The organism is Paraburkholderia translucens (assembly GCF_020881035.1).
Lineage (GTDB): Bacteria > Pseudomonadota > Gammaproteobacteria > Burkholderiales > Burkholderiaceae > Paraburkholderia > Paraburkholderia translucens.
This window is the reverse complement of the sequence record NZ_JAJITC010000003.1, coordinates 259,534-276,728: the sequence shown is the minus strand read 5'-3', so window position 1 is coordinate 276,728 and position 17,195 is coordinate 259,534. Positions and strand designations below refer to the sequence as shown.

Sequence of the window (17,195 nt, the reverse complement as noted above, 5' to 3'; positions counted from 1 at the left end):
CCGGCACTGCGCGAACTCTGCACGACAGGCTCGCGCCACGCGTAACGATCCGTTATGTTCAGCTAACTGACCGCTGGCCTACCCGCCTCGCGGGATGGTCCGGTCGGCTTCACAGTCAGGAGCCACGAACATGAATATTCAGAACAATGGCAAGCCCGACGCCGCGCGCATCTTGCGGCAATCCCTCGGTGCCGCGGTGGTCGGACTCGCGACATTCGCGGCGCTCGTCCCACAGGCGGCGCAGGGGCAGACCATCAAGATCGGCGTGCCCGTGCCGCTTTCGGGCAGCAGCGCCAATGCCGGCACCGATATCCTCAACGGCGCCAAGCTGGCTGCCGCGAAAATCAATGCGGCGGGCGGCGTGCTCGGCAAGCAGATCGAGCTCGTACCGGAGGATGACGCCTGTGACGCGCAAACCGCTGTGCAGGCTGCGCAGAAACTGGTCGATGCGGGCGTGGTCGCGGTGGCGGGCGGCTACTGCTCCAGCGCCGCGCTTCCGGAGTTGACGACGTTCCATCGGGCCGGCATTCCGTATGTACTGGATGCGTCGACCAATCCGAAGCTCACCGAAATGGGCTACGACAACGTGTTCCGCACCATTGGTCGCGACGATCAACAGGGCCCGTTCGCGGCCAGCTTCATCAAGAACTCGCTGAACGCGAAACGCGTGGCCGTCATCGACGACAACACGACTTACTCGAAGGGGCTCGCCCAGAACACAGTCGAGGCGCTCAAGAAAGACGGCGTCGACGTCGTCTACGCCGACTCGATCACGCCGGGCCAGATGGACTACTCACCGACGCTCACCAAGGTCGCGTCGCTCAAGCCTGACGTCATCTACTACACCGGCTACTTCTCGGAAGCGGGGCTGATCGTCAAGGAGGCGCGGCAACTGGGCCTGAAGATGACCCTTATGGGCGGCGATGGAACGAACGACCCGACGCTCATGAAAACGGCGGGCCCGGCGGCCGACGGCATGATCATCACCACCTCGCCGCTGGCGCAATTCCTGTCGGGCGCCCACGGCTACGTCGACGACTACACCAAGGCCTACGGCCAGGGACCGGGACCCTATTCCGTGTACGAATACGATGCAGTCGGCGTCACGGCCAAGGCGATTGCCGATGCGAAATCGACCACGCCGGCGGCGATCATCGCAGCGCTTCACAAGGTCAAGGACTATCCGGGGCTGACGGGGACGATCGGGTTCAATCCAAAGGGCGACCGCAGCCGCGCGGTTTATATCACGGTCATCGTGCGCAACGACCAGTTCGAGGCTTATCAGCGACAGGACGCGGCGGGCAAATGGGTGGCAATGAAGTAGGCACGGCGGCGTATCCGTTGCGGCCATGAGCACCTTTTTCCAGTTCGTCGTCGAAGGGCTGACGATCGGTTCGTTCTATGCGCTCGTGGCCCTCGGTTACACGATGGTCTACGGCATCATCCGGCTGATCAACTTTGCGCACGGCGACCTGTTCATGGTCGGCGCGTTCGTCGGATGGACCAGCCTCGCGACGCTCGCGAGCGCGCGGTTGCCGCTTGCGTTCGCACTGGCCGCTGCTTTCGTGAGCGCGGCGGTCGTGACGGGGGCGCTCGGCGTCGCCATCGCGCGTGTCGCCTATCAGCCGTTGCTGCGCGCACCGCGGCTGTCGATCCTGATTACCGCGCTGGGCATGTCGCTGGTGCTCGAAAACGCCGTATTGCTGAGCTATGGCGCGGGCTTCAGGACCTATCCGCACCTGCTCACCCAGGCGGGGCTGAACCTGCTCGAGGTCCAGATCACGTTTGCGCAGATCGGTATCATCGCCGCCAGCTTCGTGCTGATGCTGGGTCTCTATTTTTTCGTGCATTACACGTTCCTCGGCACCGCGATGCGCGCGCTCGCCATCGACCAGGATGCGGCGCGCCTGATGGGCATCAACGTCGAGCGGCTGATCCAGCTCACCTTCTTCATCGGCTCCGCGCTCGCTGCCGTCGCGGGCGTGATGGAAGGTCTCTTTTACACGCAGATCAACTTTTTCATGGGCTTCGTGCTCGGTCTGCGCGCGTTTACCGCAGCGGTTCTGGGCGGCATCGGCAACATTCCGGGCGCCATGGCGGGCGGCTTCCTGATCGGTCTGCTCGAAGCGTTCGGCGCGGGCTATGTGTCGTCGCAATGGACGGATGTCTTCGTGTTCGGCGTGCTGATCGCCGTGCTCGTGATAAAGCCGACGGGCCTGTTCGGCGAACGCGTCGTCGAGAGGATGTAGCCGATGAGCGCGCCGGCTTTCCTGCCGCGTTGGCGCGTGCCCATCGTCATCGGCCTGCTGGCGGCGGCCGTCGCGCTGCCCGCGTTCGCGAGCGGCTATCTCGTCAACGTCGCGCTCACGATCATTACCTATTCGATCCTCGGCCTTGGCCTGAACATCGTCGTCGGCTACGCGGGACTGCTGGACCTCGGCTACGCGGCATTCTTCGCGATCGGCGCCTATACGACGGCACTGCTCCAAACGCTGCTGCATTTCTCGTTCTGGGCGACGCTGCCGTTCAGCCTCGCGATTGCCGGGGTGTCGGGGATCGTGATCGGCTACCCGACGTTGCGGCTGCGCAGCGACTATCTGGCGATCGTCACGCTCGGCTTCGGCGAGATTACCCGCATCATCGCGACCAACCTGGAGATCACGGGCGGACCGAACGGCATCTACGGCATTGCGAGCCCCACTCTGTTCGGCTTTGAAATCAGCTCACCTCAGGCGGTCTACGAACTGGGCATGGCGTTCTTCCTCGTCGTGCTGCTGTTCGCCATCCGGCTCGGCCAGTCGCGGCTCGGGCGCGCGTGGACCAGCATCCGCGAAGACGAAGCGGCCGCCGAGGCGGTCGGCGTGCCGACCTTGCGCGTGAAGCTGCTCGCGTACGTGATGGGCGCGCTGATCGGCGGGATAGGCGGCAGCCTATTCGCCGCGCGCTTCGGCACCATCGATCCCACCGGTTTCACCTATCTTCAGTCCGTGACGATTCTGATCATCGTCGTCCTCGGCGGGCGCGGCAGCATTCCCGGGGTGATTCTCGGCGCGGTCATCGTCGCCGGCGTGCCGGAGCTGCTGCGTTTTCTGAACCTCTGGCGCATCTTCGGCTTTGCTGTCGCACTCGTTGCACTCATGTTGCTGCGGCCGCAGGGCTTATGGCCCGTGCGCGCGAAGCGCGCGATGCCGCGCACGCATCCGCCGGGCGAGCCGGCTCCGCCCGCGCCGACGCTCGAGGCCCGGCAGGGCGAAACACTGCTCGAGGTTCGGGACCTGGTGTGCCGCTTCGGCGGCGTGCTGGCCATCGGCGGAATCAGCTTCGCCGTTCGCGGCGGCGAAATTCTCGCGCTCATTGGTCCGAACGGCGCGGGCAAGACCACGGTCTTCAACTGCCTGACAGGCGTGATCCGCCCGAGCGCGGGACGCATCTTCTGGTGCGGGTCTCCCCTCGGCAGCGGCGCGCCGCACCGCAACGTGCATCGCGGTATCGCCCGTACGTTTCAGGGCATTCGCCTGTTCGCACACATGAGCGCATTCGAGAACGTACTGATTGGCATGGACCACCGGCTGCACACGCCCCTTGTCGCCGAACTGGCGGGTACGCCGTCCGCGCATGCGGAAGCGGCCGAACACGAGTCGCAAGGCATGCGCTGGCTCGCGATGGTCGGGCTGTCCGCGCGCGCGAGCGAATACGCAGCCGATTTGCCCTACGGCGACCAGCGGCGGCTCGAAATCGCCCGCGCGCTCGCCAGCAATCCGCGCCTGCTGTTGCTGGACGAGCCGGCGGCCGGAATGAATCCGACCGAAAAGCTCGCGTTGATGGAGTTGATCCGCCGCATCCGCGGGCTGGGCGTCACGGTATTGCTGATCGAGCACGACATGACGCTGGTGATGGGCGTGTCGGACCGGATCATCGTGATGGATCATGGCGTGATCATCGCTGAAGGGCCGCCGGCGCAGATCCAGAGCGATCAACGGGTGATCGACGCCTATCTCGGCACAGCCGAAGAAGACGGCGCGGCCGGCGATGCCGCCAACGGGGAGAAGTCGCTGTGGAACTCCTAGCGGTTCGCGATCTGCGCGTGAATTACGGCAACATCGAGGCGCTGCATGGCGTCTCTCTCGAGGTGCAGCCGGGCGAGATCGTGGCGTTGCTCGGCGCCAACGGCGCGGGCAAGACCACGACGCTGCGAACCATCTCGGGTCTGCTGCGCGCGCGCGCCGGAACGATCGCGCTTTCGGGGCGGCCACTGACGGCGCTGCAGGCGCATCAGATCGTCGCGCTCGGCATTGGGCACGTGCCGGAGGGGCGGCGCATGTTCGGCGCGTTGAGCGTCGAAGAGAATCTGCGGCTTGGCGGTTACCTGTTGCGGCGCGACGCGGCGGCGCTCGAGCGCCGCATTGCCGCGCTCTACGAGACCTTCCCGCGGCTTGGCGAGCGTCGCGGCCAGTTGGCTGGAACGCTCAGCGGCGGCGAACAGCAGATGCTTGCGATCGCGCGCGCGTTGATGCTCAAGCCGAAACTCGTATTGCTCGACGAGCCCTCGATGGGACTTGCGCCGAAACTGGTGCGCGTGATCTTCGGCATGATCGCCGGTATCTGCAGCGAAGGCACTTCGGTGCTGCTGGTCGAACAGAACGTCAGGCAGGCTCTTCGCATCGCACACCGCGCCTATGTGCTGGAAAGCGGCAGCGTGGTGCTGTCGGGTGCGTCGCGGGAACTGGCGCAGGACAGCCGGGTTCGTACCGCCTATCTGGGGGGCAGTGCGACGGCGGCGTGACAGGCAAGGCGCAAGCAGAGTGCATTTTCAAGGAGCGAGCTCATGTTGAACTACCCTGCCGCATATCAATCGACCAAAGGCTCCGCGCTCGAGGTCGACAAAGACTTCTACCGACGAATCGCGACCGAGCAGGCTGACCGCGAGCTGATCGAGTCGATCGTCGTTCCGATCCGCTCGGGCCGGGCGTGGACCGTGCCCGCTGGCCACGTGTTCCGCATCGTGACGATCGAGGGACCGCAGGTTGCGGACCTCAACCTCTGGAACCAGCACAATCCGCGCGAACGCATGTGGGCGTCGCGCACGCGTCAGCTTCAGGCGGCGCATGTGAGCACGTTCGACCGCTTGTGGTCGACGCTGCCGTTCCTACGCCCGATGGTGACGATCACCGGCGACAGCCTCGCGAACTATGGTACCGACGAGCACGGGGGACGCGTGCATGATCTGCTTGGCACCCGTTGCGATCCCTACGTGAACCGCATGCTGACAGGGGAAGACTTCCATTTCCATTGCCATTCGAACCTGACGCGCGCCATTGCGCCGTATGGCCTGACCGAGTACGACGTCCACGACGTGCTGAACGTCTTCCAGTGCACCGGTTTGAATCTCGACGACAAGTACTTCATGAAAGCCTGCCCCGCAAAAAAGGGCGATTTTCTGGAGTTCTTCGCCGAGATCGATTTGCTGTGCGCGTTATCGACCTGTCCGGGAGGCGATCTATCGTTGCCGATGTGGGGCCCCGATGCGCGAGACCCGCTCGAAGTATGTCGGCCGCTCGGCGTCGACGTCTATCGCGTCGCGCCGCAATTGCTCGCCGGATGGTCGCAGCCGGCTGTGGCGGCTTACAAAGGGCAGCACGGGTTGACCTTGCAGCAGCCTGATTGGGAGTAGTCGATTCGCGACTGTCGCGAAAGGGACGCCCCGGCTAGTTGCACAGGTGCGGCGCCAGGTTCTCGCCGGGCATCATCCTCGCGAGACTGCATCGAGCGGGAAGACTCCGGCCAATCGGAGTAATGTTTCGATCAGCGACGCCACGCCGGATGGCGGCCGCTGCCGGACTTTTCATCTTCTTCGGAATTGGAGGTCTTCGTGTCCGCTCTATCACCCGATCTGAACAATCGCGTCGCTCTGGTGACTGGCGGCTCGCGCGGAATCGGACGCGCGATTGCCATCTCCCTTGCTTCAGCCGGCGCGGCAGTCGCCGTCAACTACCGGCAGCGCGGTGACGATGCTTCCCAGGTCGTCGACGAAATCGAAAGCGCCGGGGGCCGCGCGATTGCCGTGCGCGCCGACGTATCGGTTGGCGATGACGTCACGAGAATGATCGGGGAGGTCGAAGACCGTCTCGGAATCGTCGACATACTCGTGAACAACGCCGGCATGGGTGCTTTCCTCGACATCGACAATCTGACGGAAGCCGAATTCGACCGGACGCTTGCCGTCAATCTGAAGTCGGCGTTCCTGTGTACGCAGGCGGTGCTGCCAGGCATGCGCGCACGCCGCTGGGGCCGCATTGTCAACCTCTCGTCAGTGGCCGCGCGTGGCGCCGGCCTCGTCGGCGTTCACTACAACGCCTCGAAAGCAGGCATCGAGGGGCTGACACGCGGGTATGCAGCGCGACTCGGGCGCGAAGGGATTACCGTCAATGCGGTGGCGCCGGGACCGATCGACACTGAAATGGCCGCGCCACTGAAGGCCGCGAACGTCGCGGAGCGGCTGCCGGTGGGTCGGCTCGGCGATGTGGACGAGGTCGCGCAGGTCGTGCTGATGATCGTCGGCAACGGGTTCGTCACGGGCCAGACGATTCCCGTCAACGGCGGCGCGAGCTTCATATGAGCCTCCAAACGCTTCGGCGCGAAAGCATCGGCGAAGCGACGCGGAACCTGGAAACGTTCCGCATCCCCCTGCCCCGATGGCTGCTCAGACCATTTTGATCGGTCCCAGTTGCTTCAGAGCCGTCACACCGTCATCCAGACCCACTCGCGCTCTCCGTCGCAACCCGCGAGAATTGCGCCGCGCCCGGACCGTAGCGTGCAAGGCGGGCGAAGGTTCCTGATCTTCATGTCCATGCCTCGCGTGTGCCGCTCCGCGCGCCATTCGCGCGCCGCGTGCGGCACGCTGCGGCCTGCTCAGCGATTGGCGATATACATCGTGACTTCAAAGCCAAAACGCAGCTCGGTGTACGACGGGATGATCCATTGCATGGCGTGTCTCCTGGTTTGCGATTGGATGGAACAACCGCACTGGATGGGCGGTCGTTCCCGTCAAAGCAAACGACATGCCGATGTCGATACGCAAGTCTTGTTGGTTTAGCGCAGAGGTCTTAGCGGGGGTGCGGGTATCGAACGCGTCGCCGCACGGTACGTTCCGGAAAGTCGCAGTGTTCAGTTTCGGAACACCGCTGCTGCGGGATGCAACATGCGTGTGACAGCACGCTAATCACTATGGTGTACTGAGCAGAACGACCCGCTCGACTCAGAAGCCGTCCACGGCACGACCGGGCTCACATGCAGTGCCGCGCGGGCAATGAGGCAGTCGCACTTTTCAGGCTCCCGTGCGGACTCGATGCGCGAATGGCATGTGACTTGCACTACCGGCACCGCAACCGGATCGACACAGAACAAAAAGGCACGACGCCTCTGCCGGCACTGCATCGACAAACACTCAGGAGACGACTATGAAGAACCGTGCGCCCGCCGCAGGCTGGCTGCCTGTCCATGGAGCGAGCATCGCGCTTGCGATGGCACTGAATGTAGCTCCGGTGAACGCCGCCCCGGACTATCCCGACGTGACCTACGAGCGGCTCTCGCAAGCACAGAGCGACCCGGGCTGGCTGACCTACTACCGCAGCTACAGCGGCCAGTCGCATTCGCCTCTGAAGCAGATCGATGCATCGAATGTCGCCGGGCTCAAACAGGCCTGGAGCTACCAGTTCCCCGCGGACCTCAAGCAGGGCTTCGAGGCAACGCCGATCGTCAACGGCGGCTATCTTTTCGTCAGTACGCCGAAGGACAACGTCTATGCTTTCGATGCGAAAACCGGCACGCAGCTCTGGAAATACGAGCCGAAGCTCGGCGCGGAATCGTTCAAGACCGCCTGCTGCGATGTCGTCAATCGTGGCGTCGCGCTGTATGGCAAGAACGTCTACGTGGCGATGCTGAGCGGCGAGGTGGCCGCGCTCGACGCGCAGAGCGGCAATCTCGTCTGGAAGAAGCAGCTGTTCGAGCCGGGTCTCGGCTATGCGTTCTCGCTTGCGCCGCTCGCGCTCGACGGCGCGATCGTGGTGGGCACGTCTGGCGGCGAATACGGGATTCGCGGCTATATCGCCGCCCTCGATCCCGGCGACGGCTCGATTCTGTGGAAGCGCTACACGATCCCGAATGCCGGTGAAAAAGGCAGCAACACATGGCCCGACGGCATGCAAGAACATGGTGGCGGAGCGGCCTGGCTGACCGGCACCTACGACGCGGCGACGCAGACGCTGTACTGGGGCGTCGGCAATCCGGGGCCGTGGCTCGCCGCACTGCGTCCCGGCGACAATCTGTACTCCGATTCCCTGCTCGCGCTCAATCCGAAGAACGGCGACCTGAAGTGGCACTACCAGTACACGAGTAACGACACGTGGGACTACGACGGCGTCAACACACCGGTGCTGGCCAGCATCAGCTACAAGGGCAGGCAGTATGACGCCATCATTCACGCCGACCGCAACGGCTTCTTCCACGCAATCGACCGCAAGACCGGCAAGCTGATCTACGCCGAGCCGTTCGTCAAGGCGCTCTCGGTGACGGGCTACACCGCCGACGGCAAGCCGGTGCAGGACCCAACCCGGTTTCCGAAGGCCGGCACGACGATCAACACCTGCCCGAGTTTTCTCGGCGGCAAGAACTGGTGGTCGGTCTCCTACGATCCCGAGCGGCACATCGCGGTGGTGCCCGCGCTGCATGCGTGCATGAGCCTGTCCGGCAAGTCGGTCAGCTACATGGAGGGTCTGCCCTACCTCGGCGAAGGCTTCGAGATCCAGCCCGAACCGGGCAGCCAGGGCTATGGCGAGCTTCAGGCCATCGACGTGAATACCGGCAAGAAGCTGTGGGGCCACTGGACCAAAATGCCCTGGAACGGCGGCGTCGCCACGACCGCCAGCGGCCTCGCGTTCAGCGGCTCGCTCGACGGCCACCTGTACGCATTCGACGTGTCCACGGGCAAGGTGCTGTGGGAGAGCCCGCAACTCGCGAGCGGCGTCGTCGCGCAACCTTCCGTGTTCGAAGTCGATGGCAAGGAGTACGTGGCCGTGCTGGCGGGCTACGGCGGCGCGAATCCGATCTGGGGCGGTCCGATGGCCGACGTCGCGAAGGACGTTCCGCGCGGCGGCACGCTGTACGTGTTCGCGCTCGATCGCGGCTGAGCCCCCGCGCCATCGTCTTTCGCATCCGCTCGCGCCATCGCATCTCCGTCCGCCCGCACGCGGCCCGTGCGGGCGCGGGGTTCCCGCTATCACAGGAACGCACGATCATGAACCATCGACTCATTCACGTTGCTCTCGCGAGCGCGCTCGCGGCCAGCGCCGCTCATGTTGCCGCAAAGTCTGCGGCGCAAGCGTCCTCCGGCGTGCGTGTCTGCACCATGCCCGGCAGTCCCTCGGCCGGGCTCGACAAGGCCGTGGCACGCGCCGTGTTGAGCGCGGCGGGCATCACCGCGAGGTTCGCCTCGCGCGGCATCGACGACGACGGCGGCGACGACGGCATCTCCGCTCACGAACTCGCGAAATCGCTGCAGCGCAACTGCGATGTGATCGCGGGCTTTCCGCGTTCGAGCGTCGCCGACGGCTCCGATTCGCACCTGCTCTTTTCCGAGAGCTATCTGCACTCGGGCTATGTGAGCGTCACGCTGCGCGGCGCCCGTGCAACCAGCACCAGCGTCACGGCGCCGGACGGCAAAATCACCATCGCCGCCACGTGGTCGAGCCCGTCGCAGCTGATCGCGGTCCAGCAGAAGAACGCCCGGTTCGATCTGGAAATCACCTCGGATCTGACCGTCGACGCACTCGCGAAGGGACGCGCCCAACGGGCGATCGTCTGGTACCCGGCCGTGGTGGCGTACCGGCATGCTCATCCACAGCAGCAGTTCGACGTTGCCGTCGCCGATTCGCCCTATGCCGACTGGAATCTCGTGTTCGCGTCCGGGGCCGGCACGCAGTTGCTGCAACAGCGCATCGACAAGGCGCTCACGCGCCTGCGCAACGATGGCCGGCTCGCCGGGCTGACCCGCGACTGGGCGCTGCCGACCAGCCACGCGACCGGCTCGGCCACGCCGGACACTACGCATGCGGGACTCGCGCGCTATCTCGATGGCCCGATGCTCGCGGTGCCGCGCACGGACGCATGGCGCGTGAGCGGCATGCCGGCCGCGGGCGGCTTCATCAAGGTCGCGGCGAGCGCTGACGCGCCTTCGTTCGATCACGATCAGGTCGCGCACGGCGAACATCTGTATGCCGATTCTTGCGCGAAATGCCACGGCGAGAAGCTCGAAGGCAACACCGCGCCATCGTTGAGCGGCCCGGCATTCGCGCCGGCGTCGAACTCGCATCTGACGATCGGCGGCATCTATCAGTACATGTCGACCAACATGCCCGCCGATCGTCCCGGCAAGATGAGCGACGAGGAGTACGCCGACCTGATGGCCTTCCTGCTCTACACGAATGGCTACGACACCGGCAGCGCGAAGCTGACCGCGCAGACGGCGCAATCGTCGAAGACGCCGCTGAACGCCGGACCGCGCCATTAGAGCATTGCTTCAGATTCCTTTGCACTGCTTCGCATCGCCACGCCGCTTCATGGAAAACGCGGCGTGGGCACCCCTTCTCTTTTCTCAGGGCATCATCATGGTCTCTCACACTCGCAGACACTTCATTCTCCAGGCCGCTGGCCTGTGTGCCGCACTCGCGAGCGCCGACGTCGCGTTCGCCGCGCCGCCGCTCGTCGATGAAAACGACGCCACGGCCAGCTTGCTCGGCTATCGTGCGAAGGCGAGCAGCGTCGATGCGGCGAAGTTTCCCAAGTACCACGCGGGCCAGAACTGCGCGAATTGTCGCTTCTACACCGGCGCGCCGGGTGACACGGCCGGAGCATGCCCGATGTTCCCGGGCAAGTCCGTTTCGGCTGACGGCTGGTGCAAGGTCTATGCTCCGCGAGCTTGAGCGCCGGGACGCCGAGGCCGTGCGGAACCATCGGGTAGAGACGGCCTTTGGCACTGCGGGGCTCCTGAACCAGGCGCGATGAGCGCCCTTGTCAGCGCGATCAGAGATGCCTTGTTTGCGCAGGCGGATTGCCCCAGTCGTTGTGCAGGCCATTCCGATAGGTCACCGGCGCATTCAGCGCTGCGTCGAGATCGAGTTCATCGAGGCACATGATGTTCACGTTGATATACGGATACCCTGTGCCGTTTGGCATGTCGATGCGGTCGAATGCGTGGACTCCGCAGCGTTTGCAGAACGGGTGATGCGCGACCGGATTGTTACCCTGATATGCGCTCAGCGCGGCTTCATCGCAGAGCAGACGGAAGTCCTCCCGGCGCACCTGCACGTGCCAGAAGCGCAGCCTGCTGCAGTAACTGCAATTGCATTTCGACGTGCCCTCGTCGAGATCGATGCGGGCTTCGAACTTCACGAGTTGGCAATGGCAACTTCCGAGGTAGGTGCGCAGCATGGGGTTCTCCGTGGTTGAGGGCCGCTGCCATTATGGACGGCACGACTTTCCGCTGCCCACGCACGAGCCGTCGCAACCTTCGCAGTAGTGACGGTCGCGCACCGCGCGATCGACGCGCCAGACGTTCGCTGCAACCGGCGCCGCCGTACCCGCCGAGCGCCCGTTTTCCCGCGCATGAAAGGTCGGCTCGCCCGCCTTGCCGCGGCGAATCGCTTCGCCGATGCCGGCTTCGCCGAACACCGCTTTCAGTTCGGCCACGAACGCCGCGATCTCCGGCATCGGGTGCCCGGCCGGCTTGCGCACTCGCATGTCCATGAACCCGCTCCCCAAAAAGTGCCTGTTCGCTATCTCATAAAAAACATGTAGGATACTGTATATCCATACAGGTATTTTCGCAAATGACAGCCGCCCTGCCCGCTCCGGAAGCCATTCACCCGTCCCTGTGGCGGGCGTCCCAGCTTGGCGCCGGGCGCGGCCGCAGCGTCGATACCGGCTATCCGGCCCTGTCGGCGGAATTGCCCGGCGGCGGCTGGCCGCTCGGCGCGCTGGTCGATCTGCTCGTGCAGCAGGCCGGCGTCGGCGAGCTGCGGCTATTGCGGCCGGCGCTCAGCGCCGTCGGCGAGCGTCCAATCGCCTTCGTGCAGCCGCCGCACACGCCGGACGGCCTCGGGCTCAACTACATCGGCCTGTCGCTGCAGCAGGTGCTGCGCATCAATGCGCCGAAAACCGCCGACGCGCTGTGGGCCGCCGAACAGATCCTGCGCGCCGGCAGTTGCGGCGCGCTGATCTTCTGGGCGCAGTACGCGCAAGCGTCGTCGCTGCGCCGTCTGCATCTGGCGGCGCAGTCGTCGGAGACGCTCTTCATCATGGTGCGGCCGCTCGCCACCGCGCAGGACGCCTCGCCCGCGCTGCTGCGGCTCGCGCTCAGGCCATCGGCCGAGGGTCTCACCATCGACATCGTGAAACGACGAGGGCCCGCTCGCGCAGAGCCCCTGTCGATTCCCCTTCAACCCACTCCCGTTCTGCTTTCCCGACATGCGCGTCTTTCTCGCCGTTCATCTGCCAAAGTTGCCGCTCGAGGTCTTCAGGCCGAAGTGGTCGCCTGAGCCCGCGCATGGCTGCGCGGTGCTGGAGAAAGACAGGGTGATCATGGCCGACGCCGCCGCGCGCTCGGCGGGCGTGCGTCCCGGCATGAAGCGCGGGGGCGTGCTGACGCTGTCGCCGGAAACGGAGATGTTCGAGCGCGATGGCGGCCGCGAGGCGGCGGCCCATCGCGAGGTGGGCATCGCGCTGATGCGCTTCTCGCCCGAAGTCGCGTTGCTCGACGAAGCGACGGTCGCGGTCGAGATCGGCGCGAGTCTGCGGCTCTTCGGCGGCCTGCTCGCGCTGTGCCGCGACGCGAAGGCGGTGCTGGCTGCGCTCGGCTTCACCGCGCGCATCAGTGCCGCGCCGACCGGCCAGGGCGCATGGCTGCTCGCGCAGTATGGCAACCGGCGCGTGCTGAAGCTCGCGTCGCTCGAACGGCGCCTGTCGGTTCTGCCGATGCTCGCCGTGCCCGAAGTCCGCCCGTTCGCCGACTGGTTCACGGGCCTCGGCTGCGAGCGCATCGCCGATCTGCGCCGCCTGCCCCGCGCCGGCTTGCAGCGCCGCTGCGGCGAACATCTGCTCGATTCGCTCGACCGCGCGTTCGGCACCGCGCCCGAACTGTTCGACTGGCTCGAGTTGCCGCCCACGTTCAGCGCTCGCATCGAGATGCCGGACCGGCTCGAACACGCGGATGGCGCGGTGTTCGGCGCGCAGCGGCTCGTCGTGCAACTGTGCGGCTGGCTGTGCGCGAAACAGCTCGCGGTCTCCGGCATTCGCCTGTCGCTCGAACACGAGCGCGGCCGCAATGCGATCGAGCCGACCACCATCGACATCGCACTCGGCGAGCCCACCTGGCGCGAAGAACATCTGATGCGCCTGCTGAAGGAGCGGCTGCATCGTATCGAGCTCGCCGCGCCCGTGATTGCGTTGCGGCTCGATGCATCGAACGTCGAGCCGGCCGCGCCCGCGTCCGACACGCTCTTTCCCGAACCGGGCGGCTCGAAGGAGGATCACGAGCGCCTGCTCGAACTGCTGGTCGCGCGGCTCGGCGAAGAGAACGTGCTGAAGCCCGCGCCGAGCGCCGATCATCGCCCGGAGATCGCGAACCGCTGGCTGCCGGTGTCGCAGCCGGTCAAGCCCAATGCGCTGCCGCAGAATCTGCCCCGCCCGACCTGGATGCTCGACACGCCCGTGCGTCTGCTGATGCGCCAGCACCGCCCGTTCTATGGATCGCCTTTACGGATGGTGTCGCCGGGCGAGCGCATCGAGAGCGGCTGGTTCGACGGCGAGCTCGTCACGCGCGACTACTTCGTCGCGCAGGCCGACGACCAGAGCTGCTACTGGATCTATCGCGAACGCGTGAGCAGCCGCGACGCGGAAGAAGAGCAACGCTGGTTCCTTCATGGCCTGTTCGGCTGATAGACGCGGATGAACGGCCATGGACACCCCCTTCACGATGCTGCCGGCGTACGCCGAACTGTTCTGCTTTTCCAACTTCACGTTTCTGCGGGGCGCCTCGCACGCCGAGGAACTGGCCGGGCGTGCCGCGCAACTCGGCTACTCCGCGCTCGCGATCACTGACGAGTGCTCGCTCGCGGGTGTCGTGCGCGCGCATGTCGCGGCGAAGGAAGCGAAGCTGCCGTTCATCGTCGGCGCGTATTTCCGGCTCGTCAATGCCGATGGTTCGCCGGCGTTCGGCCTGATCCTGCTCGCCCGCAACCGCAACGGCTACGGCAATCTGTCCGAGCTCATCACGCTGGCGCGCATGCGCGCGCCCAAGGGCGAATACCGGCTCACGCCGCAGGATCTGTCGCGGCCGGAAAAGGCGTATCGCCACCTGCTCGGCATGCCCGACTGCATCGCGATTCTCGTACCGGATTTCCCGGCCAGCGAAGACGCGCTCGACGCGCAGGTCGAATGGCTCGACGACACGTTTACCGGCCGCGCATGGGTCGGCCTCGTGCTCCATCAACGCGCGATGGACGACCTGCATCGCGGCGCGGTCGAGTTCGTCGCGAGGAGCCGTGACGTGCCGGTGGTCGCGCTCGGCGAAGTCGTGATGCACGTGCGCTCGCGCAAGCCGCTGCAGGACACGATGACCGCGATCCGGGTCGGCAAACCGGTCCATGAGTGCGGCTATGAGCTCGCGCCGAACGCCGAGCAGCATCTGCGCTCGCGGTTGCGGCTCGCCAACCTGTACCCGCAAGACGCGCTGGCCGCGACGCTCGACATCATGAGCCGCTGCACGTTTTCGCTCGACGAGTTGCGCTACGAGTATCCGGACGAGCTGGTGCCGCCCGGCCACACGCCGGCCTCGTATCTTCGCCAGGAAACCTACATCGGCGCGCAGCGGCGTTTTCCGGCGGGGATTCCGCATCAGGTGCAGCAGCAGATCGAGCACGAACTCGAACTGATCGCGGACCTGCAGTACGAGCCGTATTTCCTGACGGTTTATGACGTCGTCCGCTTCGCGCGCAGCCAGCACATTCTGTGTCAGGGGCGCGGATCGGCGGCGAACTCGGCGGTCTGCTATTGCCTCGGCGTGACCGAAGTGGACCCCGCGCGCGGCAACATGCTGTTCGAGCGCTTCATCAGCAAGGAGCGCGGCGAGCCGCCCGATATCGACGTCGACTTCGAGCACCAGCGGCGCGAAGAAGTGATCCAGTACATCTACCGCAAGTACGGCCGCGACCGGGCGGCGATCGCGGCGGCGGTGTCGACCTATCGTCCGCGCGGAGCACTGCGTGAAACCGGCAAGGCGCTCGGCGTCGATCCGCAGATCGTCGATGCGGTCGCGAAGTCGCATCACTGGTTCGATACCAGCGAGGGTCTGCTCGCGCGCTTCGCGGAATCCGGCCTCGATCCGGACAAGCCCCTGATTCAGGCATGGGCGAAGCTCGCCTCGCAACTGCTGAATTTTCCGCGCCACCTGTCGCAGCATTCGGGCGGCTTCGTGATCAGCCGCGGCAAGCTCACACGGCTCGTGCCGGTGGAAAACGCGGCGATGGCGGACCGATCGGTGATCGAGTGGGACAAGGACGATCTCGAATCATTAGGCTTACTGAAGGTCGACGTGCTCGCGCTCGGCATGCTGTCGGCGATCCGGCGCACGCTCGACCTCGTTTCGGAGCAGCGCGGCGAACGCTTCGAGATGCAGGACATCCCCGCCGAGGACGAGGCGACCTACGCGATGATTTCGGCCGCCGATACAGTCGGCGTGTTCCAGATCGAATCGCGCGCGCAGATGAGCATGCTGCCGCGCATGCGGCCGCGCAAGTTCTACGACCTCGTCATCGAAGTCGCGATCGTGCGGCCGGGTCCGATTCAGGGCGGCGCCGTGCATCCGTATCTGCAGCGCCGCCAGGGCTTCGAGCCCGAGACCTATCCGAGCGAGGACTTGAAGACCGCGCTGGGCCGCACGCTCGGCGTGCCGATCTTCCAGGAGCAGGTGATGCAGGTGGCGATTCTCGCGGCCGGCTTCACCGCGGGCGAAGCCGACCAGTTGCGGCGCGCGATGGCCGCCTGGAAACGCAAGGGCGGCCTCGAAAAATACTACGACCGCATCGTGCTCGGCATGCAGGCGCGCGGCTACGACCAGGCCTTCGCGGAGGCGATCTTCGAGCAGATCAAGGGCTTCGGCGAATATGGCTTCCCCGAAAGTCACGCGGCCAGTTTCGCGTTGCTCGTCTATGCGAGCAGCTGGCTCAAGTGTCACGAGCCCGAGGCCTTTCTCGCCGCGATGCTGAACAGCCAGCCGATGGGCTTCTATTCGCCGTCGCAACTGGTTCAGGATGCGCAGCGGCATGGCGTCAAGGTATTGCCGGTCGATGTGACGGTGAGCGGCTGGGATTCATCGCTCGAAGCCCATGCGGGCGCGGCGCGTCCCGCCGTGCGGCTCGGTCTTTCGCTCGTGCGCGGCATGAAGGACGGCGCCGCCGAGCGGATCGAGAACGCGCGCGCGGTGCGGGCGTTCGCGAGCGTCAACGATCTCGCGCGCCGCGCGCAGCTCGACCGCAAGGACCTGCATGCGCTCGCGCAGGCGAATGCGCTGGCATCGCTCGCGGGAAACCGCCGCGAAGCGCTGTGGCAATCGGTCGCCGCGGTGCCGGACAAGGATCTGCTCGCGGCCGCGGCGACTCCGGACGAAACACCGGAGCTGGGCGCGCCGAGCGAAGCGAACGACATCGTGGCGGACTATCGCTCGCTCGGCCTGACGCTGAACCGCCATCCGCTGGAACTGCTCAGGCCGCAGTTGCTCGCGCACCGGCTGATGCCGGCCTCGACGCTGCGGACCTATCGCGACGGCCGCCTCGCGCGCGGCTGTGGACTGGTGACGGTCCGCCAGCGTCCCGGCACGGCCAAGGGCGTCGTGTTCGTCACGCTCGAAGACGAGACCGGCAACGTCAACGTGATCATCTGGCCGAGCCTGCTCGAAAAGCAGCGCAAGGAGGCGTTGGGCGCGGCGCTGCTCGCCGTGTACGGCACATGGCAGTGTCAGGGGGAAGTACGGCACCTCGTGGCGCAGCGCCTCGTCGACATGTCTCATCTGCTGGGCGGCTTGCAGACAGTGAGTCGAGATTTCTGCTGACGGGAGCGCGCAAATGCGTATCATCGACACAGCAAAC

The 17,195-nt window shown here is 65.6% G+C and carries 15 protein-coding genes; 12 read left to right on the top strand and 3 right to left on the bottom strand.

Going from position 1 to position 17,195, the window contains the following annotated elements:
* Positions 1–130: 130 nt before the first annotated feature.
* The 6 genes from LJ655_RS06770 to LJ655_RS06745 all read left to right on the top strand — a co-directional run bounded on the left by LJ655_RS06770 (position 131) and on the right by LJ655_RS06745 (position 6,616).
* A complete protein-coding gene (locus LJ655_RS06770) occupies positions 131–1,324 on the top strand; it encodes a branched-chain amino acid ABC transporter substrate-binding protein (RefSeq protein ID WP_230560491.1) in 1,194 nt (397 codons plus the stop codon).
* Positions 1,325–1,349: 25 nt separating this feature from the next.
* Positions 1,350–2,249 carry a branched-chain amino acid ABC transporter permease gene (locus LJ655_RS06765; protein WP_230560490.1) on the top strand — a complete coding sequence of 300 codons (900 nt, stop codon included), beginning with the start codon at positions 1,350–1,352 and terminating at the stop codon, positions 2,247–2,249.
* Between the two features lie 3 nt (positions 2,250–2,252).
* Positions 2,253–4,067 (top strand): branched-chain amino acid ABC transporter ATP-binding protein/permease, encoded by a 1,815-nt coding sequence (locus LJ655_RS06760; RefSeq protein ID WP_230560489.1) that lies wholly within the window; start codon positions 2,253–2,255, stop codon positions 4,065–4,067.
* The gene (locus tag LJ655_RS06755) at positions 4,055–4,783 is read left to right on the top strand and encodes an ABC transporter ATP-binding protein (RefSeq protein ID WP_230560488.1); all 729 of its coding nucleotides are present in this window, start codon (positions 4,055–4,057) and stop codon (positions 4,781–4,783) included. The genes LJ655_RS06760 and LJ655_RS06755 overlap by 13 nt, the downstream gene beginning before the upstream one ends.
* A gap of 42 nt (positions 4,784–4,825) precedes the next feature.
* Positions 4,826–5,671: an urea carboxylase-associated family protein gene (locus LJ655_RS06750; RefSeq protein ID WP_230560487.1), complete on the top strand. Its 846-nt coding sequence runs from the start codon at positions 4,826–4,828 to the stop codon at positions 5,669–5,671.
* Positions 5,672–5,869: 198 nt separating this feature from the next.
* A complete protein-coding gene (locus tag LJ655_RS06745) occupies positions 5,870–6,616 on the top strand; it encodes an SDR family NAD(P)-dependent oxidoreductase (RefSeq protein ID WP_230560486.1) in 747 nt (248 codons plus the stop codon).
* A gap of 293 nt (positions 6,617–6,909) precedes the next feature.
* Here the strand turns inward: LJ655_RS06745 and pqqA are convergent, their stop codons facing one another.
* Entirely contained in the window at positions 6,910–6,984 is a 75-nt protein-coding gene (gene pqqA, locus LJ655_RS30315) for a pyrroloquinoline quinone precursor peptide PqqA (RefSeq protein ID WP_425605781.1), read from the bottom strand.
* A gap of 473 nt (positions 6,985–7,457) precedes the next feature.
* Between pqqA and LJ655_RS06740 the strand changes: the two genes are divergently transcribed.
* The 3 genes from LJ655_RS06740 (at position 7,458) to LJ655_RS06730 (ending at position 10,976) form a co-directional block, all read left to right on the top strand.
* On the top strand, positions 7,458–9,185 hold the full coding sequence (locus tag LJ655_RS06740; RefSeq protein ID WP_230560485.1) for a methanol/ethanol family PQQ-dependent dehydrogenase: 1,728 nt from the start codon (positions 7,458–7,460) through the stop codon (positions 9,183–9,185).
* A 107-nt stretch (positions 9,186–9,292) separates the two neighbouring features.
* Positions 9,293–10,564 carry a c-type cytochrome gene (locus LJ655_RS06735; RefSeq protein WP_230560484.1) on the top strand — a complete coding sequence of 424 codons (1,272 nt, stop codon included), beginning with the start codon at positions 9,293–9,295 and terminating at the stop codon, positions 10,562–10,564.
* A 97-nt stretch (positions 10,565–10,661) separates the two neighbouring features.
* Positions 10,662–10,976 carry a high-potential iron-sulfur protein gene (locus tag LJ655_RS06730; protein WP_230560683.1) on the top strand — a complete coding sequence of 105 codons (315 nt, stop codon included), beginning with the start codon at positions 10,662–10,664 and terminating at the stop codon, positions 10,974–10,976.
* A gap of 100 nt (positions 10,977–11,076) precedes the next feature.
* Here the strand turns inward: LJ655_RS06730 and LJ655_RS06725 are convergent, their stop codons facing one another.
* Together LJ655_RS06725 and LJ655_RS06720 are read right to left on the bottom strand one after the other, a co-directional pair.
* Positions 11,077–11,484: a GFA family protein gene (locus LJ655_RS06725; protein ID WP_230560483.1), complete on the bottom strand. Its 408-nt coding sequence runs from the start codon at positions 11,482–11,484 to the stop codon at positions 11,077–11,079.
* 30 nt (positions 11,485–11,514) lie between these two features.
* Positions 11,515–11,799 (bottom strand): hypothetical protein, encoded by a 285-nt coding sequence (locus tag LJ655_RS06720; RefSeq protein ID WP_230560482.1) that lies wholly within the window; start codon positions 11,797–11,799, stop codon positions 11,515–11,517.
* A gap of 83 nt (positions 11,800–11,882) precedes the next feature.
* Here LJ655_RS06720 and imuA point away from each other — a divergent pair, with 83 nt between their 5' ends.
* The 3 genes from imuA to LJ655_RS06705 are packed head-to-tail and all read left to right on the top strand — an operon-like array spanning position 11,883 to position 17,158.
* Positions 11,883–12,590, top strand: a complete 708-nt coding sequence (gene imuA / locus LJ655_RS06715) for a translesion DNA synthesis-associated protein ImuA (RefSeq protein ID WP_230560481.1) — start codon at positions 11,883–11,885, stop codon at positions 12,588–12,590.
* Positions 12,520–13,989 (top strand): Y-family DNA polymerase, encoded by a 1,470-nt coding sequence (locus LJ655_RS06710; protein ID WP_230560480.1) that lies wholly within the window; start codon positions 12,520–12,522, stop codon positions 13,987–13,989. The genes imuA and LJ655_RS06710 overlap by 71 nt, the downstream gene beginning before the upstream one ends.
* A 19-nt stretch (positions 13,990–14,008) precedes the next feature.
* The gene (locus LJ655_RS06705) at positions 14,009–17,158 is read left to right on the top strand and encodes an error-prone DNA polymerase (protein ID WP_230560479.1); all 3,150 of its coding nucleotides are present in this window, start codon (positions 14,009–14,011) and stop codon (positions 17,156–17,158) included.
* The last annotated feature ends 37 nt before the right edge of the window (positions 17,159–17,195 follow it).